The following is a 22,037-nucleotide window of genomic DNA, read 5'->3' as shown; positions in this document are numbered from 1 at the left end:
TCCGGTGCGCGCCGATCGTCGCACCCTGCTGATCGGCGCCGGCGCCCTGATGTCCGGCGGCATGGCTCTCGGCGCCTGCACGCGCGCGACGGCGCCAGCGGCGCCGAGCCCGTCAGCATCGACCTGGACCTGTCGGCGCTGGAGGCCCGGCACGGCGGGCGCCTCGGCGTCTCGGTCCTGACCGAGGGCAAGCGCGCCGATTGGCGCGGCGACGAGCGGTTCCTGTATTGCTCGACGTTCAAGATGTATCTGGCCGCCGCGACCCTGCTGCGCGTTCAGGCCGGGCAGGAGCGGCTGGACCGGGCGATCCCGGTGACGCAGGCCGACATGATCGCCCACGCCCCGGTGACGGCGCCGGCGGTTGGTTCGACCCTGACCATCGAGCAGTTGATGAAGGGCGCGGTCGAGGTCAGCGACAACCCCGCCGCCAACATCCTGATCCGCGAAATGGGCGGACTGGACGCCTTGCGCGCCTTCTATCGCGGCATCGGCGATGAGACGACCCGCGTGGATCGGCTGGAGCCGGAACTGAACCGGGCGGACGGCGACAAGGACACCATCCAGCCCGCGCAGTCGGCCCGCAACATCGAGCGGCTGATCCTGTCGGAAGCCTCGCCGCTCGAGTCGGCTTCCAAGCGGTTGCTTCTGGAGTGGATGGTGGCGTCGCCGACCGGGCAGGCGCGCCTGAAGGCGGGCGTCCCTTCCGGCTGGACCGTCGCGCACAAGACCGGCACGGGCGGCGGCGGTCCGGTGAACGACATCGGCGTCGTCTATCCCATCGAAGGCGCTCCGATCATTATCGCCGTCTATTTCCATGCAACGCCGGAATCGACCGACGCCCAGCGCGAGGCGGTCATCGCTGACGCCGCCCGGCTGGCGCTCAAGGCGCTGGGGCATGGCTGACATGGATGAGATCTGGCGAATCCTGTCATCAGGCGGCATGACCTTCGCACGTCGTCATGGCTGACGCGCCGTACCTGATGAAGGACGGCATGGCGCGCCCCACGGGGCGTGATGCGCTCGGCTGGTTGATGCGCGGCGAAGTCGGCATGGCGGTCGGCGTCATCGGCGTCATCATGCTGCTGATCCTGCCGGTCCCGAAGATGCTTCTGGACCTGTTGCTGGCGATCTCGCTCGTCTCCAGCGTCCTGATCCTGATGACGGCCGTGATGATGAAGCGGCCGCTGGACTTCGCCATCTTCCCCACGGTGCTGCTGGTCTCGACCCTGTTCCGCCTGGGGCTGATCTGGCCTCGACGCGGCTGATCCTCAGCAACGGCCAGGAAGGTCACGACAGCGCCGGCAAGATCATCCAGGCCTTCGGCGAGCTGATGATGGGCGGCAACTTCATCATCGGGGTGATCATCTTCGCCATCCTGCTGGTGGTGAACTTCGTCGTCATCACCAAGGGCGCGACCCGCATCGCCGAGGTCTCGGCCCGCTTCACCCTGGACTCCATGCCGGGCAAGCAGATGGCCATCGACGCGGACCTCTCGGCCGGGCTGATCAACGAGGAGCAGGCCAAGCTGCGCCGCAAGGAGCTGGAGCAGGAATCGACCTTCTTCGGGGCCATGGACGGCGCCTCGAAGTTCGTGCGCGGCGACGCCGTGGCGGGCCTGATCATCACCTTCATCAACGCCATCGGCGGCCTGCTGATCGGGGTGGTCCAGCATGGCATGCCGGCGATGCAGGCGGCCAACACCTATGTCCAGCTGACCGTCGGCGACGGTCTGGTGACCCAGATCCCGGCCATCATCATCTCGGTGGCGGCCGGCTTCCTCGTGACCAAGGCCGGGGTCGAGGGTTCGGCCGACAAAGCGTTCGTCAGCCAACTGGCCACCAACCCCGTGTCGCTGGGCGTGGTGTCCGGCACGGCGGGACTGATCGGCCTGATCCCCGGCATGCCGCTGCTGCCGTTTGCGGCGCTGGCGCTGGGGACCGGCTTCATGGCGTGGAAGCTGGGCCGCGACCGGCTGAAGCCGCCGCCCGCCGAGCCGGTGGACCTCAAACCCAGGGAGGATGTCGAGGAGCCGATCTCCACCGCCCTGACCATCGACGAGGTGAAGATCGAGCTGGGCTACGCCCTGCTGGCGCTGATCAACGACCTGGAGGGGCGGCGCCTGACGGACCAGATCCGCGCCCTGCGCCGTTCGCTGGCTCAGGAATACGGCTTCGTCATGCCCAGCGTGCGCATCCTCGACAACATGCGCCTGCCCAATCAGGGCTACGCCATCCGCATCAAGGAGATGGACGCCGGCTCGGGCGAGGTGCGTCTGTCCTCCCTGATGGCGATGGACCCTGCGGGGCGTCAGGTCGAACTGCCCGGCGAGCACACGCGCGAGCCCGCCTTCGGCCTGCCCGCCACCTGGATCGACGAGTCGCTGAGGGAAGAGGCGACCTTCCGCGGCTACACCATCGTCGACCCTTCGACGGTGCTGACCACACACCTGACCGAAATCCTCAAGGAGAACATGGCCGAGCTGCTGTCCTACGCCGAGGTGCAGAAGCTGTTGAAGGAGCTGAAAGGCGAGGAGCAGAAGCTGGTCGATGAGCTGATCCCCTCGGTCGTCACCGTGACGACGCTTCAGCGCGTGTTGCAGGCCCTGCTGCGCGAGAAGGTGTCGATCCGCGACCTGCCCGCCATTCTCGAAGGCCTGGCCGAGGCCGCGCCGCACACCACCAGCGTCTCCACCCTGGTCGAGCATGTCCGCAGCCGCCTGGCGCGTCAGCTGTGCTGGCAGCACAAGGCCGACGACGGCGCTCTGCCCATCGTCACCCTGTCGCCGGAATGGGAGCAGGCCTTCGCCGACAGTCTGGTCGGTCCCGGCGAAGACAAGCAGCTGGCGATGGCGCCCAGCAAACTTCAGGACTTCATCCGCGCCGTGCGCGACGTGTTCGAGCGCGCCGCCATGACGGGCGAGAACCCGGTCCTGCTGACCGGGCCGCAGGTGCGTCCCTATGTTCGCTCCATCATCGAACGCTTCCGCGGACAGACGGTGGTGATGAGCCAGAATGAGATTCACCCCAAGGCCCGCCTGCGCACCGTCGGCTCGGTTTAGACGACTTCACGGTTAATCGCTGGACACCGCGCAGGCGGCGAATATGGTTCCGGCCATGAAACGCATTCGGCCGGCCCTGCGCACCTTCGGAACCTTCCTGCGCACCCCGACCCTCAGTCGCTCCATCATCGCGCTTCTGGCCCTGGCCATCCTGCTGCTGATGGCGGTCAACGCCGCGACCTTCGTCATGATCCAGCGGACGGCGGCCTATAACGACACCGTCGATCACAGCCAGCAGGTGCGTCTGGCGGCCAAGGACATGCTGATGCTGCTGACCGAGGCCGAGACGGGTCAGAGGGGCTTCATGCTGACCGCTCGCACCGAATATCTGGGGTTGTACGAGAACGCCGTGGCCAAGCTGCCGGGCGTGGTCGAGCGGATGGAGCAACTGGCCGTCGGCGATGAGGATCAGGCCCGCCGGGTGGCCAAGGTGAAGGGGCTCTATCGCGAGCGCCTGAAACTGATGGCGGACACGATCGAGCTGACGCGAACGGGGCGCATCGGCGAAGCGGTGTCCTTGATCCGCAACGGTCGCGGCAAGTCTCTGATGGACCAGATCCGCGTCGAGCTGTCTGCAGTGGATGTGGTCGAGGCGCAGCGTCTGACGGAAAGGAAGCGTCAGTCCGAGCGGGCCCAGACGGTCACGGTCGCGGTCAACGCCCTTGCGGCGATCCTGGTGCTGATCCTCGCCGGCATCAGCGTCTGGATGGTTCGGCGCTATGTGGCCGAGATCGAGGAGGCGCATTTCGAGCTCGACCGCGTCAACGCCGGGCTAGAAAACGAGGTGCGCGACCGCACCGCCGAACTGACCCGCGCCAATGAGGAAATCCAGCGGTTCGCCTATATCGTCAGCCACGATCTGCGCGCGCCCCTTGTCAATGTCATGGGCTACACCTCCGAGCTTGAGCAGGTCAGCAAGGCCCTGGAGCAGCAGCTGACCGCGCTGGAGGCGACCCACCCGGAGCTTGTGGACGCCGAGGCGCTGCGTTCGGTGCGCGAGGATGCGCCCGAAGCGGTGGGCTTTATCCGCACCTCGACGGCCAAGATGGACCGGCTGATCAACGCCATCCTGCGCCTGTCGCGCGAGGGGCGTCGCGCCCTGCAGCCCGAGACGCTCGAGATGACGGCCATGGTCCGCGCCATCGCCGACACCGTCAGTCACCAGGTCGCCGAAACGGGCGGCGAGATCACGATCAGCGACCTGCCTGCGATGGAGAACGACCGTCTGTCGATCGAGCAGGTCTTCAGCAATCTGATCGACAACGCCGTCAAGTATCAGCAGCCGGGCCGACCGATCCATATTGAGGTCAGCGGCCGGCAGGAGCCGGACGGCTGGGTCTCCTATGCGGTGCGAGACAACGGCCGGGGCGTCTCGCCTCGCGATCACGAGCGTATTTTCGAACTGTTCCGGCGCTCTGGCAAACAGGACACGCCCGGCGAGGGGCTGGGGCTGGCGTTCGTGCGCAACATCGTTCGCCGCATGGGCGGCACGATCGAGGTTGAGTCCGAATTGGGAGAAGGCTCGACTTTTTACCTAAATTTCCGAAGCGTCTCGTTATGCTGGGTGACCATCAAGGAGACCGCCTGTGAGCCACTCGGTGAAGATCGTCATGGTCGAGGACGACCACGGCCACGCCAAGCTCATTGAGAAGAACATCCGGCGGGCGAATATCGCCAATGACATCGTCCATTTCGACCATGGGGATGCGGCGCTGGATTATCTCTTTCAGGAAGAGGTTCGCCGCAGCGGGCCGCTGCTGATCCTGCTGGACCTCAATCTGCCGGACATGTCGGGCACGGACATCCTGGAACGGGTCAAGGCGGACGAGCGTCTGCGCCGCGCCCCGGTGGTGGTGCTGACCACGACGGACGACAAGGGCGAGATCCAGCGCTGCTACGACCTGGGCTGCAACGTCTACATCACCAAGCCCGTCGACTATGAAGCCTTCGCGGGCGCGATCCGGCAGCTGGGTCTCTTCCTCTCCGTCATGCAAGCCCCCGAGATCTGACGCGTGGATCAGGCCCGGCCCCCATACGGCTTTTGTACATCGACGATGATCGCGGCCTGTCGCGCCTGGTTCAGAAGGAGCTGGAGCGCCACGGCTATCAGGTGGTCTGCGCGCCAGACGCCGATGCAGGCTATGAGGCGCTGAAGGCCGAAACCTTCGATGTCTGCGCCCTGGATCACTATATGCCGGGGCGCGAGGGTCTGGACGTTCTGCCCGACATCCTGGCGCTGCCGGAACCGCCGCCGGTGGTCTATGTGACCGGGGCGCAGGACGGGCGCATCGCCGTGGCCGCCCTGAGGGCCGGCGCGGCCGACTACGTCATCAAGGACGTGTCCGAGGACTTCACCGCCTTGTTGCGCTCGGCCATCGAGGACGCCCTGCTGCGTCGCCGGCTGGAGCGCGAAAACGAGCGCGCGCATGACGAAGTCCGTCAAGAGCGCGACCGTGCCGAGGCCCTGCTGCGCGAGGTGAACCATCGCGTCGGAAACTCGCTGCAACTGGTCTCCAGCTTCATCTCCCTGCAACTGCGCCAGCTCGCCGACGAAGGCGCGCGGGCCGCCCTGCGCGAGGCCCAGGTCCGCATCGAGGCCGTCGCCCATGTCCATCGCCGCCTCTACACCTCGGCGAACGTCGAACGGGTTCAGATGGACGAATATCTGGCCGGCTTGGTCGAGGAGCTGAGCAAGTCGATCGGTCCCAATGGCGACGGATCGCGCCTGACCCTGTGCGCTGAACCTCTTCAGGTGACCACCGATCAGGCCGTGTCCCTGGGGGTGATCGTGACCGAACTGGTCACCAACGCCGTGAAATACGCCTATGAACCCGGCGCCGCCGGCGAGATCCGCATCCTTCTGCAGAAGGCCGAAGACGGCAGTCGGGCCCTCTTGACGGTCGAGGATGACGGCCCCGGTCTGGGCGACGGCGCGCCCAAAGGCACCGGCCTGGGCTCCAAGATCATCTCGGCCATGGCCAGCGGCCTGCGCTCGGCGATCGAGCTGGATTCCGCCCACCACGGCGTGCGCGCCCGTCTCGCCTTTGATCTCTGACCGTTTTGGGCTTCCGTCGGGCGTCCCGGCGGGTTTAAGCTCGGTGAAATGAAGCTTCAGTTCGGCACGGCGCGCCCCGGCCTCGACTATATCCACCGCCCTGCTGTTTTCGGCATCGCTGAGCGCGACGGCCGTCTGGCCTGCGTCCGCGTGGATCGCGGCGAAGGCGGCGTCTATTACGACCTGCCCGGCGGCGCCCTGGACGGCGACGAGACCGAACAGCAGGCCCTGGTGCGCGAGTTCGCCGAGGAAACCGGCCTGATCGTCGAGCCGGTCGACCGCCTGACCGAAGCGGGGCAGTATTTCCTCAGGTCGGACGGCGCCGCGGTGAACAACGTCGGCGGCGTCTGGGTGGTCAGCGTGACTGGCGCCGACCCTTCGACCAAGCAGGAAGCCGACCATGAGCTGGTCTGGATGGAGCCGATGCGCGCCTTGTTCAGCCTTCGCCACGAGGCCCACAGCTGGGCCGTCGCCCGCTGGCTGCGGGACCGTCATGCTGCAGCTTCGGAACCGCAGCGGCGATAGGGGTTGTTTTCCCTGAGAGACCGTCATTCCCGGCGGTCGCTGTACAGGAGTCCAACATGGCCGATCACGACCGCATTGAAGGCGCCGCCAAGAACATGGGCGGCAAGATCAAGGAAGCCGCCGGCAAGGTCACTGGCGACGAAAAACTGAAAGCCGAAGGCCGCGCCGATCAGGTCGAAGGCAAGGTCCAGAACGCCGTCGGCGGCGTCAAGGACGCCCTGAAGGGCAAGTAAGGACTGAGGCTACCCTCGTCCAAAGGACCGCCGCCCTTGCTGGGCGGCGGTTTTTTATCGCGCCAGCGTCCGCATCGCCCGCTCCAGCCCCTCCAGCGTCAAGGGGAACATGCGGTGCTCCATCATCTCGCTGATCAGGCTGACCGAGGGAGTGTAGGACCAGTAGCGTTCGGGCACGGGGTTCAGCCACACCGACTTGTCCCACTGTTCGCGGGCGCGTTTCAGCCAGACGGCGCCCGCCTCCTCGTTCCAGTGCTCGACCGAGCCGCCGGGCATGGTCACCTCATACGGCGACATGGTCGCGTCGCCGACGAAGATGGCGCGCCAGTCGCCGGGGTATTTGTGGATCAGGTCCCAGGTCGGGATGCGCTCGCTGTGGCGGCGGCGGTTGTCCTTCCACACGCCTTCGTAGAGGCAGTTGTGGAAGTAGAAGAACTCCAGGTTCTTGAACTCGGTCCGCGCGGCCGAGAACAGCTCTTCACACAGCTGGATATGCCCGTCCATCGAGCCGCCGACGTCCAGGAACAGCAGCACCTTGATGGTGTTGCGCCGCTCGGGCCGCATGTGGATGTCCAGCCACCCCTGGCGCGCCGTGCCGTCGATGGTGCCGTCGATATCCAGCTCCTCGGCCGCGCCTTCGCGGGCGAAGCGGCGCAGGCGGCGCAGCGCCACCTTGATGTTGCGCGTGCCCAGTTCGACCGTGTCGTCCAGGTTCCTGTATTCGCGCTTCTCCCAGACCTTGACCGCGCGGCCGTGACGGCCGGGGCCGCCGATGCGCACGCCCTCGGGGTTGTAGCCGCCGTGGCCGAAGGGGCTGGTTCCGCCCGTGCCGATCCACTTGTTGCCGCCCTGGTGGCGCTCCTTCTGCTCCTCCAGCCGCTGCTTCAGCGTCTCCATCAGCGTGTCGAAACCGCCGAGCGCCTCAACCTGCGCCTTCTCCTCGTCGGTCAGGTATTTTTCGGTCAGCAGCCGCAGCCAGTCCTCAGGGATGTCGGCGGTGATCTCATCGCCGGGGCCGACGCCCTCCAGCCCCTTGAACACCTTGCCGAAGACCTGATCGAAGCGGTCGTAATGCTTCTCGTCCTTGACCAGGACGGCGCGCGACAGGTGGTAGAAGGCCTCGACGTCGCGCCCCTCCACGCCCTTGTCCATGGCCTCCATCAGATGGAGCCATTCCTTGAGCGACACAGGCACCTTGGCCTCGCGCAGGGCGGTGAAGAAGGGCAGCAGCATGAGCTTAAGACTGGCCCTCGCCTAGCCGCGCCGCAAGATGAACTCGTCATCCATCCAGGCGCCGACCGGGTACTGATACTCGCCAGCCTTCTCGAAGCCGTAGGCGGCGTACAGCTTCTGGGCCTTTTCGTTGCCGCTCCAGACGCCGATCCACAGGGGGCCGTCGGTGTGAGCCTCCATCCACTCCAGCGCGATCTTCAGCAGTTGCGTGCCCAGGCCGAGGCCCTGCGCGGGCTTGCCGACGTAGAGGCGGCGCAGCTCGGCGTGACTGGCGCGGCCGTCGGGGTGGGGCAGGGTGTTCGGCCCGGCGTTGGCGAAGGCCAGCAGCTCGCCCTCGCGCTCGGCCACCCACCAGGCGGCGCCCGGCTCGGCAAGTTTGGTGGTGATGGCCTCGGCGTTGAAGCTGGCGTCCAGGAAGGCCGTCAGATCGGCGACCGGGTAAGGAATGCCGAAGCCGGTGACGAAGGTGTCGATGAAGGTCTGGCGCCCCAGCACGGCCAGGGCGGCGGTGTCGTCAGGACGGGCGGGGCGGATCACGGGGGCGCTCATGGCCGACGCATAGCGCCGGGCGGGCGTCGGGTGAAGGCGTGTCGAGACCGGCTTGGCGACATCATCGCAGCCTCGTCATCTTTGTGTGGTTGCAGGGGCGCGCGACGGGGGCTACCACCTTTGTCCAAGGTGCGCCGTCCGCGGCGCCCGTCAATGCTCGGATGGGGAGGTTAAGGGACGCCAAGGCCTTGGTTTCACAGGCCGATCCCCGTGCTATGACTTCTCCTGCACTCATGACTCATTCCGAATCTGCAACTCAGACGCCGGTCTTGGCCGCCCGCTCCGCGGGGGTGAAGCCGCCTATGGGGCCATTACGCTGGCGCGCCACGGCGAGCCGGCCCTGTCGCGCAAATGCATGATCACCTCGGACCAGTATCGCGACTGGTGGGGCCGCTATGAGATCGGGGGCCTGCGCGCGGGCCAGACGCCGCCTCAGGCCCTGCTGACGGCCGCCGAGGGCGCCGGAGCCATCTACGCCTCGACCCGACCGCGCGCGCAGGAGACCGCGCGCGCGGTGGCGCCGGATCGCGACGTGCTGGTCGACGCCCTGTTCATCGAGGCGCCGCTGCCGCCGCCGCGCTTCCCAAGCTGGATCAAGCTGTCGCCGCGCTATTGGGGCGTGATCTCGCGCATCTGGTGGCACGCCTTCAATCACCACGAAGGCCAGGAAACCCGCGCCGAGGCCGAGGTCCGCGCCGATCAGGCCGCGCGCGTGCTGATCGCCCGCGCCTCGGAGGGCCACGACGTGCTGGTTCTGGCGCACGGCTATTTCAACCACATGGTCGGCCGGCGGCTGAAGGCGCACGGCTGGCGCCTGGTGCATAATCAGGGCTTCAAATACTGGTCCCAGCGCCGTTTTGAGAGGCGCTGAGGTCGCGGTCTGAGGAAGGCCGTTGAAGCGGCGCGCGCGCCTCTCTAGGTTGCGCCCATCATGACCGACGCATCCGTTTCCCCCGCCGTGCCCGCCGATCTCAGCTTCGAGGACGCCCTGTCGCGTCTGGAGGGCATCGTTTCGCGCCTGGAATCGGGTCAGGCGCCGCTCGAAGAGTCCATCGCCCTGTACGAAGAGGGCGCGCGGCTGAAGGCCCACTGTGAGGCGCGGCTTAAGGCCGCCCAGCTGCGGGTCGAGAAGATCGTCGTCGGCGCCGACGGCCAGGCCAAGGGCGTCGAACCGGCCGAGTTCGGCTGATGTCCGGCGCCGGAATCGCGCCGCAGATCGGCTTCGACGACTTCATGAAGGTCGATGTGCGCATCGGCCGGATCATCAAGGCCGAGCCGTTCCCCGAGGCCCGCAAGCCCGCCTATAAGCTGACCATCGACTTCGGCGACGCCATCGGCGTCAAGAAGTCCTCGGCCCAGATCACCCATCATTACACCCTGGAACAGCTGGACGGCCGCAAGGTCGCCGCCGTCGTCAACTTCCCGCCGCGCCAGATCGGCCCGGTGATGTCCGAAGTGCTCACGCTCGGTTTCCCGGACGCTGAGGGGAACGTCGTCCTGGTCGGCGTCGATCGCGACCTGCCGCTGGGCGGGAGGCTGTTTTGAAGGTGCTGGCCGCCAACTCGCCCGAGCAGGCCGTCATCGACCGCGTCGCCGAGGTCGCTGACGTCGTCACCGTGGCGCTGGATGAACTGTTGCCGCGCGCCGACGGACCGGAAGTGCGCCTGACCGAGGCCATGCGTTACGCCGCCCTGGGGCCGGGCAAGCGGCTGCGTCCCTTCTTCGCCATCGAGGCGGGCCGGATGCTGGAGGCGGACGACCGCGCCGTCCTGCGCGCCGCCTGCGCGCTGGAATGCGTCCACGCCTATTCGCTGGTGCATGACGATCTGCCGGCGATGGACGACGACGACGTGCGGCGCGGCCGCCCGACCCTGCACATCGCCTATGACGAGGCGACCGCCATCCTGGCGGGCGACGCGCTTCAGACTGCGGCCTTCGACATCATTCTGGATGAGGACACCCACGACGAGGCGGCCGTGCGCTGCGAACTGGCGCGTCGTCTGTCTTTTGCGTCTGGCGCGCGCGGCATGGCGGGCGGTCAGATGATCGACCTGATGGGCGTCCGCGACGATCTGGGCGGCGTCGCCCGGATGCAGCGGCTGAAGACCGGCGCCCTGTTCGCCTACGCGTTCGAAATCCCGCTGATCGTCGCCGACGCCAATGAAGCGGCCTGGCACGCCCTGACCAGTTTCGCCCACGACATCGGCCTGGCCTATCAGATCGTCGACGATGTTCTGGATGCGGAAGGTTCGGCCGAGGAGATGGGCAAGGCCGCGGGCGGCAAGGACGCGGCCCTGGGCAAGACCAACTTCGTCACCCTGCTGGGGGTCGAGGCGGCGCGACAGAGGGTCGCGCACCTGGCCGATCAGGCCCGCTCGCACCTTGACCTGTTCGGCCATGACGCCGAAATCCTCAAGGCCAGCGTGGACTTTGTGCTCAAGCGCCGGTCCTGATAGGAAACGCGCCCGCCCTCAGCGGGTTACTGTTTGACGCCTCGTCGTCTGAAGGCCCCCGATCCCCATGTCCAAGACCCCGCTTCTCGACTCCGTCAAGTTTCCCGCCGACACGCGGGGCTTCGACATTCCCCAGCTGAAACAGCTGGCGGACGAGGTGCGCGCGGAAACCATCGACGCCGTGTCCGTGACCGGCGGGCACCTGGGCGCCGGTCTGGGCGTGGTCGAGCTGACGGTCGCCCTGCACCACGTCTTCGAGACGCCGCAGGACATTCTGATCTGGGACGTCGGCCACCAGTGCTACCCGCACAAGATACTGACCGGGCGGCGCGACCGGATTCGCACATTGAGACAGGGCGGCGGCCTGTCGGGCTTCACCAAGCGGTCCGAGAGCGAATACGATCCCTTCGGCGCGGCCCACGCCTCGACCTCCATCTCGGCGGCGCTCGGCTTCGCCGCCGCGCGGGACGCCAAGGGCGGGAACAACCGCGTCGTGGCCGTGATCGGCGACGGCTCCATGTCTGCGGGCATGGCCTATGAGGCGATGAACAACGCGGCCGAGGCCACAAACGGCCAGCTGATGGTCATCCTGAACGACAACGACATGTCGATCGCCCCGCCCGTCGGCGGCATGAGCGCCTATCTGGCCAAGCAGGTCTCGGGCGGGACCTATCAGAACATCCGCAAGGTCGGGAAGAAGTTCGTCGACCACATGCCGCGCCCCTTCCGCGACGCCGCGCGCAAGGCCGAGGAATACGCTCGCGGCATGATCGTAGGCGGCACCTTCTTCGAGGAGCTGGGCTTCTACTACATTGGGCCGATCGACGGCCACGACATGGAGAATCTGGTCCCCATCCTGAAGAACGCGGCCGCCATCACCGACCGCCCGGTGCTGGTCCACGTCGTCACCCAGAAGGGCAAGGGTTACGCCCCGGCCGAGAGCAGCGCCGACAAGCTGCACGCCGTGGTCAAGTTCGACGTGGTGTCGGGCAAGCAGGCCAAGGCCGTCTCCAACGCCCCCAGCTACACCAAGGTGTTCGGGACCGAGCTGATCAAGCACGCGCAAGCCGATCCGACCATCATGGCCGTCACCGCCGCCATGCCGTCGGGCACGGGGCTGGACCTGTTCGGCCAGGCCTTCCCGGATCGCACCTTCGACGTCGGCATCGCCGAACAGCATGCTGTAACCTTCGCCGCCGGCCTGGCCGCCGACGGCATGAAGCCGGTCTGCGCCATCTACTCGACCTTCCTGCAGCGCGGCTATGATCAGGTCGTCCACGATGTGGCGATTCAGTCCCTGCCGGTGCGCTTCGCCATGGACCGCGCCGGTCTGGTGGGCGCGGACGGCGCGACCCACGCCGGGTCGTTCGACATCGGCTATATGGGCGCACTGCCGGGCATGGTGCTGATGGCGGCGGCGGACGAGGCCGAACTGGCGGCCATGATCTCGACCTCCCTGGCCATCGACGATCGCCCCAGCGCCTTCCGCTATCCGCGGGGCGAGGGCGTGGGCGTCGACATCCCCGAACTGGCCGCCCCGCTGGAGATCGGCAAGGGCCGCATCGTGCGCGAAGGCACGTCGGTTGCCATCCTGTCGCTGGGCACCCGCCTGCAGGAATCGCTGAAGGCGGCCGATCTGCTGGCGGCCAAGGGCGTCTCGGCCACCGTCGCCGACGCCCGGTTCGCCAAGCCGCTTGACGCCGATCTGATCCTGCGTCTGGCGCGCGAGCACGAGGCCCTGATCACGGTCGAAGAGGGCGCCATGGGCGGCTTCGGCGCCTTCGTGCTGCAACTGCTGGCCGAGAAGGGCGCGCTGGACGCCGGGCTCAAGGTCCGCACCCTGCACCTGCCCGACATCTTCCAGGACCAGGACAAGCCCGAGATCATGTACGCCCAGGCCGGCCTGAACGCCGAGCACATCGCCGCCGCCGCCTCTACGGCGTTGGGCGTCGACGCCAGCCGGGCCGTGCGGGCGTAAACCGATTTTCCTTCTCCCCTTGTGGGAGAAGGTGGTCCGTCAGGACCGGATGAGGGGTGTCGGCGCCACGACAAGCCGTTTCCGCTGGCGCTTGAGCGGCGAAAGAGGGCGTAAGCACCCCTCATCCGAGCGCCTCCGGCGCCCACCTTCTCCCACAAGGGGAGAAGGGCATGGATCGCAACGCAATCGACCATCCCCCTCGGCGCCTGTGCTAGACTGCGCGCGGGCCGAGGGGAGATTTCAGACGATTCAGACGAATTGGACTCTATTTTTTCGTCCCCTCATCCGAGGAAGGCTCGGGTCACAGCACCCCGATCATGCTGGCGACCAGCGGGTGGCGCACGATGTCGCGTTCGGCCAGGCGCACCACGGCGATCTCGGGCACGGCCTCCAGCCGCTCAGCGATGTCGGAGAGCCCCGACACGCCGGGCAGCAGGTCCGACTGGTGCGGGTCGCCCGTCACCACCATGGTCGAGTGCCAGCCCAGCCGGGTCAGCAGCATCTTCAACTGGACGTAGGTGCAGTTCTGCGCCTCATCCACGACGATGAAGGCGTTGTTCAGCGTGCGGCCGCGCATATAGCCGATGGGGGCGATCTCGATCAGACCTTCGGCCATCAGCGCCTTGACCCGCTTCATGCTGAGCCGGTCCGACAGGGCGTCGTAGAGCGGGCGCAGATAGGGGCCAGCTTGTCCTCCATGTCGCCTGGCAGGAAGCCGATCGATTCCCCGGCCTCGACGGCGGGACGGCTCAGGACGATGCGGCCGACCTTGCCCGCCTCCAGCGCCTCGACCGCCTTGGCCACGGCCAGATAGGTCTTGCCGGTGCCCGCCGGGCCCAGCGCCAGCACCAGGTTGGCGTGGTCGACGGCCTTCATCAGTGCGGCCTGGCCGTCCGACTTGGGCTTCAGCGTCTTGAGATAGGCCTGGTCGCGCTCGTCGTTCGAGGGGACGGGCGACCAGCCGCCGATGCGGGCGGGCAATCGCCGGACTTTGGCATCCTGAAGGAATTCGGGCGAATCCAGCACGCCTTCGCGCAGCTGACGCTTGATGGCCGATCGTTTGCTCATGGACGCCTCCAGGGCATGAAAAAAGGCGAGCCCGGCTGGGTCTCGCCTTGGTCGTCGGTGGGAGAGGTGGGGGCCGAAGTCGCACAGCCGTCCCGAACGGTCGCAGGGTCTTCGCCGCAGCAGGTGCGTCGCCGTCCCCCGACTGGTCGTGAACACGCCAAGCGCATTCTCCAGCATCTGACCGGACCGGGCTTGATCCGGCTTCGGATCCGGGGGCGAATGGGGCCGACCGAATCGCATCAACAGTCTGATGCTAACGTGGTTTCTGAAGGGTTAAAGCCTTCATTTTAAGAAGAATAGGCGGTGTGCGGATGAGTGTTTACAGTCTGGGCGACAGCAAGCCTCAGCTTCCAGCGGAAGGCGAATACTGGATTGCGCCCAGTGCGACCGTCCTAGGAAATGTGATTCTGCATCCGGGCGCCAGCATCTGGTTCAACGCTGTGCTGCGCGGCGACAACGATCCCATCGTCATCGGGGCCGACAGCAATATTCAGGACGGCAGCATCCTGCACACCGACCTGGGATCGCCTCTGACGATCGGCGCCGGGGTCACGGTGGGGCACAAGGTGATGCTGCACGGCTGCGAGATCGGCGACAACAGCCTGATCGGCATCGGCGCGGTCATCCTGAACGGGGCGCGTATCGGAAAGAACTGCCTGATCGGCGCCAACGCCCTGATCACCGAGGGCAAGGTCATTCCCGACAACAGTCTGGTCATGGGCCAGCCCGGCAAGGTGGTGCGGGAATTGGAAGAGGGTCAGATCGAGGGCCTTCGCATGTCGGCGCAGCACTATGTCCAGAACTGGCGGCGCTATGTGACGGACCTGAAGCGGATCGACTGACCCGTCGCCCCACAATGGCACGGGTCACAATGGGACAGGCGCTGCGGCTAAGGGGCCGGAACGGCGCAAACTCGCGCAGGAGGGGATGAAACAGCCCATTGGCGGACACTCGAAACGGCCCGGCGCTTGCATTGGTCCTGCTGACGATCAATGCAGGAGTCCGATCCCATGCGGATAGGGATTACGAAAATGCTGGCGGGCGCTGTGGCCTTTGTGGGGCTGATGGCGGTTGCTGATGCGGCTGCGGCGCAGTGCGGGCCGTCCAGTTGCCTGCCGCCGCCGCCGCCCACGCCGATCTTGCCTCCGCCGACGCCGATCACCCCGCCGGTGACGCCGCCCGGCGGCGGTTGCGGCCCCAGCGGCTGTCTGCCGCCGCGCCCGCCGGTGACGCCTCCCTGCGGAGGAGGCGGTTGCCTGCCGCCTCCGCCTCCTCCGTGCTGCGGCTCGGGCGGGGGCAATGTGAACGTCAACGTCAATGTCAATGCGAACGCCAGCGCCAACGCCTCGGCGCGTGCCTGGGCCGGTTCGCGCGCGGCGTCCACGGTGATCGTGGCGGGCGGCGGCGGGGCTTATTTCAACGTCGACCAGCCCTATCCCACCACCATTCAGGGCCTGAACGTCCAGGGCGGGATGCAGTCGGTGCGGGTGCCCTTCACCGCCACGCGCCGCATCGAGAAGCAGGTCGTGCTGCAGGCCGTCTGCATCGACGACCGCAATGTGCCGCACCCGGCGTCGCAGGTGACGCCGGGCCGCGACGTGGCCAACAGCTATGACGGCGAACTGTTCCGCTGTCTGGCGGGCACCAAGCTGCAGTGGACCATCAGCGACGCTGAAGGCGCGCCGGGCGAAACCACGGCCTGCAACAAGGGCGACGCCCTGTGGCACGGCGCAGGCGGCCGTCTGGAATGCCGCCCTGAAAAGCAGGCGCGTCAGTGCAACGAGCGCTCGCTGCTGCGCCGCTATGGCGCGGGCGTGAAGGTGCTGACCATGATCCGTGAAGAGTCCTACACCGAATATCGTGAGGAAATGGTCGAAGGCGCCGCCTCGACCGGCATGATCATGATGGATGGCGGGGTCGGCGGCCGGGTTTTCTGAACCCGCTGTTCAGCCTGGCGACAGACGCGATCGTCTAGGGTCAGCCATCGACTCTCCGTCGATAGGCCTAAACGACTGGGCCCCGTTCCTTGCAGAACGGGGCCCTTTCTTCGTTATTGAGTGGCGTTGACCGAGACCACCTCGGCCTTCCACGCCGCATCCGGTTTCAGATACTGGCGCGCGGCCGCCTGAAGGTCGGCGGCGGTGAAGGATTCCAGATCGCTGATATGCGTCTGGATCTGCTCCAGGGAGGCGGGCTTGGCGGCTAGATCCTCCAGTTGACCCAGCCAGTATTCATTGCCCGCCTGGCTGCGGCGCAGGCTTTCGATCACCGGCAGGCGCGCGCGGTTCAACTCGTCCTCGCTGACCGGCTTGTCGCGCAGGTCGGCGATGATGGCGTCCACGGCGGTGAAGAAGGCGTCGAACTTTTCCGGAGCCGTGTCGGCGGTGATCGAGATGGAGCCGTAGCCCGCGAACACGTCGGACGACGAGGCGCGCACGCCCGGCGAATAGGCCAAGGCCTGCTTTTCGCGATCTCGTCCAGGACGCGCAGTTTCAGCACCTCAGCCAGGATAGAGGCCTTGCGCGCTTCGGTGCGGTCGTTGACGGCGTCTGTGGTCGGCCAGGCGATATAGGCCAGGCCCTGCTCGGCCGGACCGGCGTGGGTCAGGCGGATCGGCTGGGCCGTCGGCGCCGGGAAGCGGCGCTGGTCCGACCCGGCCAGAGGCTGGGCGGCCGGGGCGCGGGCGGGCAGGGCGGCGAAGGTCGAGGCGACCGAAGCCACCGCGTCCTCGATCTTGACGTCGCCGACCATGATGATGTCGATCGGGCCCGTCGCCAGACCCTGAACCACGCCCTGCTTCAGTTCATCCAGGGTGAAGGCGGCGATTTCTGCGGGCGACGGCATGGATTCGCGCTTGTCGCCGCTGGCCAGCAGACCCGAGGCCTGAAGGCCGAAGGCGCGCCGGGGGTCGCCATCTGCTGCATGATCACCTGCGGCAGCACGGCCTTGATCTGCTCGAACGGCGCAGGGCGCAGGCCCGGATCGGTCAGATATGCGGCCAGCACCTGCATCTGCAGTTGCAGATCGGCCGGCCGGGTGGCCTGACAACTGATAGGCGTCGCTGTCGATGCTGAAACCGGCGCCGTAGATTTTTCCGGTCAGGACGCGGTTCAACTCGTCGGCCGTCAGCTTGCCGAGACCGCCGGCCGTGAAGACCATCGGGGCCAGGGACTGAGCGGTGAAACGATCGGCCGGCAGGCCCATCTCGCCGATGCCGGTGCGGACCGAGATCAGGATCTGCTGGTCCTTGAAGGTCGTCGGCTTGACGGTCAGGCGCACGCCGTTGGGGAAGGTGACGATGGTGGCGCCGACGGCGGCGACTTCGGTGGTCGAGGCGGGCGTGGCGGCGGCGCCGAAGTCGGCGTAGGGCCAGTCCAGAGCGGCCTGTTCCGCCGGGGCGGCGACCGGCGTGGCGCGGCTGGCTTCCAGCAGGGCGGTGACGCCGGCCTCGCCGCCTTCGATCGGCTCGGGCGTGACGACCAGAGCCAACGGACCCTGGCCCTCGAAGGCGCGCTTGACGGCTTCGCTGACCTGAGCCGCTTGAAGGTCTTTCACCGTAGCTTCAAAGAGCGCCAGGTTGGTGGCGGGGGAGGAGAAGACCTTGTCGTCGTTGGCGGCGCCCAGCAGGGCGTTGGCCAGGGCCGGGGTGCTGCGCGTGGCGGCGGCCTGGACCGCCGTTTCCAGCGCGGCGCGGCTGTTGGCGATCTCGCGATCCAGTTCGATCTGGGACACGCCGAACTGAACCAGGCGGCGCTGTTCCTGCTCGATGGTTTCCAGCGCGCGCTGGATGCCGCCGGGATTGAAGGCGGCTGAGACGCTGGCGAGGTCCAGGGTCTTGAACAGGGTTCCCTGTCCGCCGCCGGCGCCGATGAAGGGCGGGTTGTCCGCGCGGGCCAGTTCACCCAGACGGCGGTTCAGCACGGCCATGCCCAGGCCTTGCAGCATGGCGTCGCGGCGTTCAGACGCTGTATCGGGATCGAGGTCAGGGTTGCGGATCCAGTTCAGCTGAACCGACGACTGCACGCCGGGCTCGACCAGGATGCGGGTCTCGGGCTGGCGCGGGGCGACCTGTCCCAGATCGGGCTCGGGGCCATCGGCGGCCTTGGGCGTCCAGTCCGAGAAGGTCGCCTTGATCTTGGCTTCCATCTGATCGACGTCGAAGTCGCCGACGGCGATCATGGTCGCGCGCTCGGGGCGGTAATAGGCCTCGTAGAACTCGACGAAGCGTTCGCGAGGCGCGCTGCGGATGATGCTGAGGTCGCCGATCGGCAGGCGATTCGACAGGCGCTGGCCCGGCGCCAGCAAGGCGATCTGGGCTTTCAGCGAGCGCAGGGCCGGGGTGTTGCGCAGGCGCTCTTCGCCTTCGATCACGCCGCGTTCGGAATCGATGTCCTCGGCCTTCATCAGGGCTTCCGAGACCTGCTCCCGCATGATCCGCAGCGAGGTGTCGACCGTCTCGTCGTTGGTGCGCGGCAGCTCCAGGGTATAGGCGGTCTGGTCAAAGCTGGTGAAGGCGTTGGTGTCGGCGCCGAAGGCCAGGCCGAGACGCTCCAGAATCGCAGCAGCTCGTTCTCCGGCACGTTCGTCGTGCCGTTGAAGGCCATATGCTCCATGAAGTGGGCCAGACCCAGCTGGTCGTCGTTCTCCATCAGCGAACCGGCCGCGATCCGCAGGCGCAGCGACGCCTGACCCGGCGGGGTGGCGTTCTTCATGATGGCGTAGCGCATCCCGTTGGGCAGGACGCCGAAGCGCACGGCCGAGTCAGCCGGGATGTCGCTGGCCGCCTGGGCCCAGGGCTTGGAGGGTTGGGCGTTCTGCGTCGCGACGGCCGAAGCCGGCGTCAAAGCAACGGCAGGGAGGGCCGCGCCGCCCATCAGGGCGAGGCTGGACGCGGCGAGCAGGAGCAGGCGGCGAGGGGATCGCATTCGGTGGTCTCCGCGACGTGCGAGCGGGCGGCCCCGGGACTGATTGCGGCCCTGCACGTAAGACAGGCGCGAAGCGTCTTCAGCCCCGCGCCTGCTTACGGTGACAAACGAGCTTGACTAGCTCAAGTTACCGAAAGTTAATTTCCCGGTCGGGCGACATAGAAGGTCGCCGTGTTGCCGACGGCGTTGGCGCCGGCGACGACATTGCGGCCCCAACCGTTGACGGTGGCGGTCGCCGTGGCGCGCACGTCGCCGACATTGGTCTGGCTGTTGCGAACGTTCAGGTCGCCGCCGCAGGTCGAGCAGGCGAAGCCGGTGACGGCGTTGCCCGCCGCATTGGCGCCGACATAGGCGTCATAGCCGTTCTGGCCGGTGAAGCCGGCGCTGGCGGTGACGCCGCCGGTGTTCATCTGGGTGTTGTCGATGCTGACATAGATGTCGTTGTTGCCCGCATGAACCTCGTTGCCGACAGCCTCGGCGGTCGAATAGGCGGCGCCGAAGTCGTAGGAGCTGACTTCGGTGCGCGACAGCACCTCGGCCGAGTTCTGCTGGTCCACGTCCACGACCAGCGAACCGCCCTGATTATAGAAGGCGGCCTGGTTGGAGGCGGCGCGGCTGCGTCCGGCGATGTCCCAGGCGTTGCCCGCCCACACGCCGGTCCAGGCGGTGACGCCGGCGCCCGAGGCGTTCTGGGCGACTGACAGGTCCTGGTGCGAGTTCGGGGTCGAAGTCGCCTGCACGGCGTTGGCCGAAGCCTGGCTGGAGAAGACGGCCGGGGCCGGGGCGTAGGTGAAGCGGGCCTCGTTCTCGGCGTAGATCTGGCCGGTTGAGTTCTGATCAGCGCGGCCGGTGATGGCGCCGCGCTGGTCGCCCGTGCCGCTGGCGCCCAGGGCGACGGTGTTGCCGATGGCGTCAGCTGAGATGTGGCCGCCGTAGTTCAGGCGGGCGCCGGTTTCTTCGATGCGTGTGCGCGCCGTGACGTCGCCGTTCAGGTTCTGGCCAGCCTCGACGTCGACGCCGGTGTTGACGGCGGTGGCGGCCAGATAGTTCCCGCGCGCCTGGGTGACGCTGTTCACGTAGCCGGTGTCGCCGCGCAGGGTCAGGGAGGTGTCCGCGACCGCGGCGCCTTGCATGTCCTGGGTCGAGCGGATGTCGGCGGCGCGGCCTTCGGCGCCGCCGGACAGGGCGTTGCCCATGGCGGCGTTCGACACGGCGACGTTGTCGCTGACGTTGACGACGTTCAGGCGCTGACCGCTGATGACGTCGCCAAGGTTGAGCTGCTCATTCAGGACCAGCCCGCGATCTTGAGCGGAAGCCTCAGCGGCCGCCGCTACGCACAGCGCTGTCGCGGCGATCGTGCCAGCGAGACGGGTCGGCGCGAGTCTGGCCATTGTTCGTGTCCGTGTTTGCGTAAGCGGGATAATAGCCGCCCGTCGGGCCGACAGGGCTGTCGGCCAGCGGGTCGTTGGCGGGGTTGAGGCAGATTTCCGGGCCGGGCGCCGTACAGATTGGCCATGAACTCGACCGTGGCGCGTTCGACCAGGGCGCGGACGGCCAGTTGAACCGGCTCCAGGCCGCTGGACCCGGCGGAAATGTCGAAGACGTTGCCGTTCAGGAAGTCGAACACGCCGGCCGACACTTCGCGGCCGACGATCTGCTTCTGATAGGAGACGACATCCACGACTTCGAGGGTGGTGGTCTGCACCAGACGAAGGTCGATCGCGACGTTCATCACGAACACCTTGCCGGTGATCAGGCCCGAGCCGCCGTTCTGTTTCACTTCGCCGCCGGCGACGTCGAAGCCGCCCGAGCGGATGTTGTAGTTCACCTCGGTGATGCCGCCGACCACATAGAAGTCCGAGCCCGGCACCTGACCGGCCAGGATGCGGCGGAAGGCGGCGTCCTGGGGCGCGCCGTTCGGCACGTCGTCGCCGATCAGCTTGTTGTTGGCGTAGCGCAGCTCAAGCTCCGACACCGAGGTGTCGTAGCGCTCGACGATGCGGGCGCCGGCCTTGGCCAGGGCGGTGTTGGCCATCAGGGACGCGCCCTGGGTGATCTGGCGGCCGCCGTCCGAGGAGATGGAGCCGGTGTAGTCGCTGATCCGACCCACGGCCATGCGCGGCGAGGGCAGGTTGTAGCGGCGCGCATAGTCGGCCAGGCAGTAGAGCGCGGTCGAATAGGGCGTCGGGTTCGACGTTACCGGGGCGTTGCCGATCGGCTTGGCGTACTGGCCCGACGGCCCGGCGGAGGTGCTGACGCAACCGCCCAGCAGGGCGGCGGCGGCGGCGACGCAGCCGAGGGCGCGCACTGGCGAGCGACGGATGGCTGGGATTTTCATGGACGCGGCCCGTTCAGGGTGGTGCCGGCGTTGATGTCGCCGGTGTTGGTCTGGTTGGAGTTGACGACGACCGTGTTGCGGTTGCCCTGGACCACCACATTCAGGTTGTTGCCGATGGCGGTCGAGCCGCCGATGTTGGTCCCGCCGCTCGAGCCGACGCCGCCGTTGAAAATGCTAGACGACGCATTGCTGTCGCTTCGCGAATAGGCGCTGCCGTTCTGCTGGATGAGGCCGTCGACGACCAGGCGGTTGCCGTTGGCGTCGCGGGTCGTGCCGCGGCTGGCCTGGGCGGTGGTGTAGCGCGAGGCGCCGTAGCCGGCCTGGAACTGGCCCGCGCCGGCCGAGCCGGTCGACTGCGCGACGGCCGAACCGGCAGGCAGGCCCGCCAGCACGACGGCGGCGGCCGCAACGGTCATGAGTGTCAGTCTATGAGACGGCATCAGGCGCTCCCGAGAACTTCTGGAAGGCCCCTCGCAATGACCATGCCAGCCCATATCAGTCTCGGAATGGCGCAAAACGACGGCTTGAGCTGGAATGCGACTGGCCCCATCAAGGACGAATGTCCCAATCTGACGCCCGTTCGCCGCGACCGCCGCGCGAAAAGATGTTCAACGCGCCCTTC

General features: G+C 67.3%; 20 protein-coding genes and 4 pseudogenes (1 of these 24 cut by a window edge). 16 read left to right on the top strand and 8 right to left on the bottom strand.

Features of this window, described 5'->3' with window-relative positions:
- The first annotated feature begins 4 nt into the window (after positions 1–4).
- The 8 genes and pseudogenes from V8F63_RS00580 (at position 5) to V8F63_RS00545 (ending at position 6,871) form a co-directional block, all read left to right on the top strand.
- On the top strand, positions 5–181 hold the full coding sequence (locus tag V8F63_RS00580; RefSeq protein WP_392354190.1) for a hypothetical protein: 177 nt from the start codon (positions 5–7) through the stop codon (positions 179–181).
- Positions 118–903, top strand: a complete 786-nt coding sequence (gene bla / locus V8F63_RS00575) for a class A beta-lactamase (protein ID WP_392354998.1) — start codon at positions 118–120, stop codon at positions 901–903. Before V8F63_RS00580 ends, bla begins: the two co-directional genes overlap by 64 nt.
- 56 nt (positions 904–959) lie before the next feature.
- A pseudogene (gene flhA / locus V8F63_RS00570) lies at positions 960–3,058 on the top strand (flagellar biosynthesis protein FlhA).
- Between the two features lie 55 nt (positions 3,059–3,113).
- Complete coding sequence (locus tag V8F63_RS00565) at positions 3,114–4,706, top strand: CHASE3 domain-containing protein (protein WP_392354189.1); 1,593 nt, start codon at positions 3,114–3,116, stop codon at positions 4,704–4,706.
- A complete protein-coding gene (locus V8F63_RS00560) occupies positions 4,669–5,067 on the top strand; it encodes a response regulator (protein WP_029673612.1) in 399 nt (132 codons plus the stop codon). The genes V8F63_RS00565 and V8F63_RS00560 overlap by 38 nt, the downstream gene beginning before the upstream one ends.
- Before the next feature lie 32 nt (positions 5,068–5,099).
- Entirely contained in the window at positions 5,100–6,113 is a 1,014-nt protein-coding gene (locus tag V8F63_RS00555) for a sensor histidine kinase (RefSeq protein WP_235599189.1), read from the top strand.
- 48 nt (positions 6,114–6,161) lie between these two features.
- The gene (locus V8F63_RS00550; RefSeq protein WP_312448853.1) at positions 6,162–6,638 is read left to right on the top strand and encodes an NUDIX domain-containing protein; all 477 of its coding nucleotides are present in this window, start codon (positions 6,162–6,164) and stop codon (positions 6,636–6,638) included.
- A gap of 56 nt (positions 6,639–6,694) precedes the next feature.
- A complete protein-coding gene (locus V8F63_RS00545) occupies positions 6,695–6,871 on the top strand; it encodes a CsbD family protein (RefSeq protein ID WP_134581420.1) in 177 nt (58 codons plus the stop codon).
- A gap of 54 nt (positions 6,872–6,925) precedes the next feature.
- Here the strand turns inward: V8F63_RS00545 and V8F63_RS00540 are convergent, their stop codons facing one another.
- On the bottom strand, positions 6,926–8,104 hold the full coding sequence (locus V8F63_RS00540) for a VWA domain-containing protein (protein ID WP_392354188.1): 1,179 nt from the start codon (positions 8,102–8,104) through the stop codon (positions 6,926–6,928).
- Positions 8,105–8,125: 21 nt separating this feature from the next.
- The gene (locus V8F63_RS00535; RefSeq protein ID WP_392354187.1) at positions 8,126–8,653 is read right to left on the bottom strand and encodes a GNAT family N-acetyltransferase; all 528 of its coding nucleotides are present in this window, start codon (positions 8,651–8,653) and stop codon (positions 8,126–8,128) included.
- A 355-nt stretch (positions 8,654–9,008) separates the two neighbouring features.
- Between V8F63_RS00535 and V8F63_RS00530 the strand changes: the two genes are divergently transcribed.
- The 5 genes from V8F63_RS00530 (at position 9,009) to dxs (ending at position 13,084) form a co-directional block, all read left to right on the top strand.
- The gene (locus V8F63_RS00530) at positions 9,009–9,524 is read left to right on the top strand and encodes a histidine phosphatase family protein (protein WP_392354186.1); all 516 of its coding nucleotides are present in this window, start codon (positions 9,009–9,011) and stop codon (positions 9,522–9,524) included.
- 60 nt (positions 9,525–9,584) lie between these two features.
- Entirely contained in the window at positions 9,585–9,842 is a 258-nt protein-coding gene (locus V8F63_RS00525) for an exodeoxyribonuclease VII small subunit (protein WP_004370819.1), read from the top strand.
- Complete coding sequence (locus tag V8F63_RS00520) at positions 9,842–10,198, top strand: tRNA-binding protein (RefSeq protein WP_313633503.1); 357 nt, start codon at positions 9,842–9,844, stop codon at positions 10,196–10,198. The genes V8F63_RS00525 and V8F63_RS00520 overlap by 1 nt, the downstream gene beginning before the upstream one ends.
- 35 nt (positions 10,199–10,233) lie before the next feature.
- A complete protein-coding gene (locus V8F63_RS00515; protein WP_145915938.1) occupies positions 10,234–11,106 on the top strand; it encodes a polyprenyl synthetase family protein in 873 nt (290 codons plus the stop codon).
- A 67-nt stretch (positions 11,107–11,173) separates the two neighbouring features.
- On the top strand, positions 11,174–13,084 hold the full coding sequence (dxs, locus tag V8F63_RS00510; RefSeq protein ID WP_392354185.1) for a 1-deoxy-D-xylulose-5-phosphate synthase: 1,911 nt from the start codon (positions 11,174–11,176) through the stop codon (positions 13,082–13,084).
- Positions 13,085–13,385: 301 nt separating this feature from the next.
- Here the strand turns inward: dxs and V8F63_RS00505 are convergent.
- Positions 13,386–14,164: pseudogene (locus V8F63_RS00505) on the bottom strand (PhoH family protein).
- A 299-nt stretch (positions 14,165–14,463) separates the two neighbouring features.
- Here V8F63_RS00505 and V8F63_RS00500 point away from each other — a divergent pair.
- Both V8F63_RS00500 and V8F63_RS00495 read left to right on the top strand, forming a co-directional pair.
- A complete protein-coding gene (locus V8F63_RS00500) occupies positions 14,464–14,994 on the top strand; it encodes a gamma carbonic anhydrase family protein (RefSeq protein ID WP_025976582.1) in 531 nt (176 codons plus the stop codon).
- A gap of 189 nt (positions 14,995–15,183) precedes the next feature.
- A complete protein-coding gene (locus tag V8F63_RS00495; protein WP_392354184.1) occupies positions 15,184–16,089 on the top strand; it encodes a hypothetical protein in 906 nt (301 codons plus the stop codon).
- Between the two features lie 113 nt (positions 16,090–16,202).
- On the opposite strand, the gene V8F63_RS00490 is transcribed toward V8F63_RS00495, so the two are convergent.
- From V8F63_RS00490 to hfaA, 5 genes and pseudogenes are all read right to left on the bottom strand, one after another.
- Positions 16,203–16,568, bottom strand: a complete 366-nt coding sequence (locus V8F63_RS00490; RefSeq protein ID WP_392354183.1) for a hypothetical protein — start codon at positions 16,566–16,568, stop codon at positions 16,203–16,205.
- A 1,343-nt stretch (positions 16,569–17,911) separates the two neighbouring features.
- Positions 17,912–18,864, bottom strand: a pseudogene (locus V8F63_RS00485) (pitrilysin family protein); the annotation flags it as partial.
- A gap of 350 nt (positions 18,865–19,214) precedes the next feature.
- Positions 19,215–20,468 carry a holdfast anchor protein HfaD gene (hfaD, locus tag V8F63_RS00480; RefSeq protein WP_392354182.1) on the bottom strand — a complete coding sequence of 418 codons (1,254 nt, stop codon included), beginning with the start codon at positions 20,466–20,468 and terminating at the stop codon, positions 19,215–19,217.
- A pseudogene (hfaB, locus tag V8F63_RS00475) lies at positions 20,395–21,415 on the bottom strand (holdfast anchoring protein HfaB). The gene hfaD and the pseudogene hfaB overlap by 74 nt, the downstream one beginning before the upstream one ends.
- Positions 21,412–21,831, bottom strand: coding sequence for a holdfast anchoring protein HfaA (gene hfaA, locus V8F63_RS00470; protein ID WP_035302070.1), 420 nt, complete (start codon positions 21,829–21,831; stop codon positions 21,412–21,414). Before hfaA ends, hfaB begins: the two are co-directional and overlap by 4 nt.
- A 143-nt stretch (positions 21,832–21,974) precedes the next feature.
- Here hfaA and V8F63_RS00465 point away from each other — a divergent pair, with 143 nt between their 5' ends.
- Positions 21,975–22,037, top strand: the 5' end (the start) of a protein-coding gene (locus V8F63_RS00465) for a rhomboid family intramembrane serine protease (protein WP_029972366.1). It continues 606 nt past the right edge of the window; only the first 63 of its 669 coding nucleotides appear in the window; its start codon is at positions 21,975–21,977; its stop codon lies off the right edge, out of view.

This window comes from Brevundimonas sp. LF-1, from assembly GCF_037055305.1.
GTDB lineage: Bacteria > Pseudomonadota > Alphaproteobacteria > Caulobacterales > Caulobacteraceae > Brevundimonas > Brevundimonas sanguinis.
The sequence above is the reverse complement of the archived record's forward strand: the minus strand, read 5'-3'. Positions and strand labels throughout refer to the sequence as shown.

What these genes read in the sequence shown, in the direction of transcription:
- V8F63_RS00520 (WP_313633503.1), top strand. Translation starts at nt 9,842, where the DNA reads ATGTCCGGCGCCGGAATCGCGCCGCAGATCGGCTTCGACGACTTCATG.
- V8F63_RS00530 (WP_392354186.1), top strand. Translation starts at nt 9,009, where the DNA reads ATGATCACCTCGGACCAGTATCGCGACTGGTGGGGCCGCTATGAGATC.
- V8F63_RS00565 (WP_392354189.1), top strand. Translation starts at nt 3,114, where the DNA reads ATGAAACGCATTCGGCCGGCCCTGCGCACCTTCGGAACCTTCCTGCGC.
- V8F63_RS00545 (WP_134581420.1), top strand. Translation starts at nt 6,695, where the DNA reads ATGGCCGATCACGACCGCATTGAAGGCGCCGCCAAGAACATGGGCGGC.
- hfaA (WP_035302070.1), bottom strand. Translation starts at nt 21,831, where the DNA reads ATGACCGTTGCGGCCGCCGCCGTCGTGCTGGCGGGCCTGCCTGCCGGT.
- V8F63_RS00525 (WP_004370819.1), top strand. Translation starts at nt 9,585, where the DNA reads ATGACCGACGCATCCGTTTCCCCCGCCGTGCCCGCCGATCTCAGCTTC.
- hfaD (WP_392354182.1), bottom strand. Translation starts at nt 20,468, where the DNA reads ATGGCCAGACTCGCGCCGACCCGTCTCGCTGGCACGATCGCCGCGACA.
- V8F63_RS00560 (WP_029673612.1), top strand. Translation starts at nt 4,669, where the DNA reads ATGGTCGAGGACGACCACGGCCACGCCAAGCTCATTGAGAAGAACATC.
- V8F63_RS00540 (WP_392354188.1), bottom strand. Translation starts at nt 8,104, where the DNA reads ATGCTGCTGCCCTTCTTCACCGCCCTGCGCGAGGCCAAGGTGCCTGTG.
- V8F63_RS00550 (WP_312448853.1), top strand. Translation starts at nt 6,162, where the DNA reads ATGAAGCTTCAGTTCGGCACGGCGCGCCCCGGCCTCGACTATATCCAC.
- V8F63_RS00535 (WP_392354187.1), bottom strand. Translation starts at nt 8,653, where the DNA reads ATGAGCGCCCCCGTGATCCGCCCCGCCCGTCCTGACGACACCGCCGCC.
- V8F63_RS00495 (WP_392354184.1), top strand. Translation starts at nt 15,184, where the DNA reads ATGCTGGCGGGCGCTGTGGCCTTTGTGGGGCTGATGGCGGTTGCTGAT.
- V8F63_RS00500 (WP_025976582.1), top strand. Translation starts at nt 14,464, where the DNA reads ATGAGTGTTTACAGTCTGGGCGACAGCAAGCCTCAGCTTCCAGCGGAA.
- dxs (WP_392354185.1), top strand. Translation starts at nt 11,174, where the DNA reads ATGTCCAAGACCCCGCTTCTCGACTCCGTCAAGTTTCCCGCCGACACG.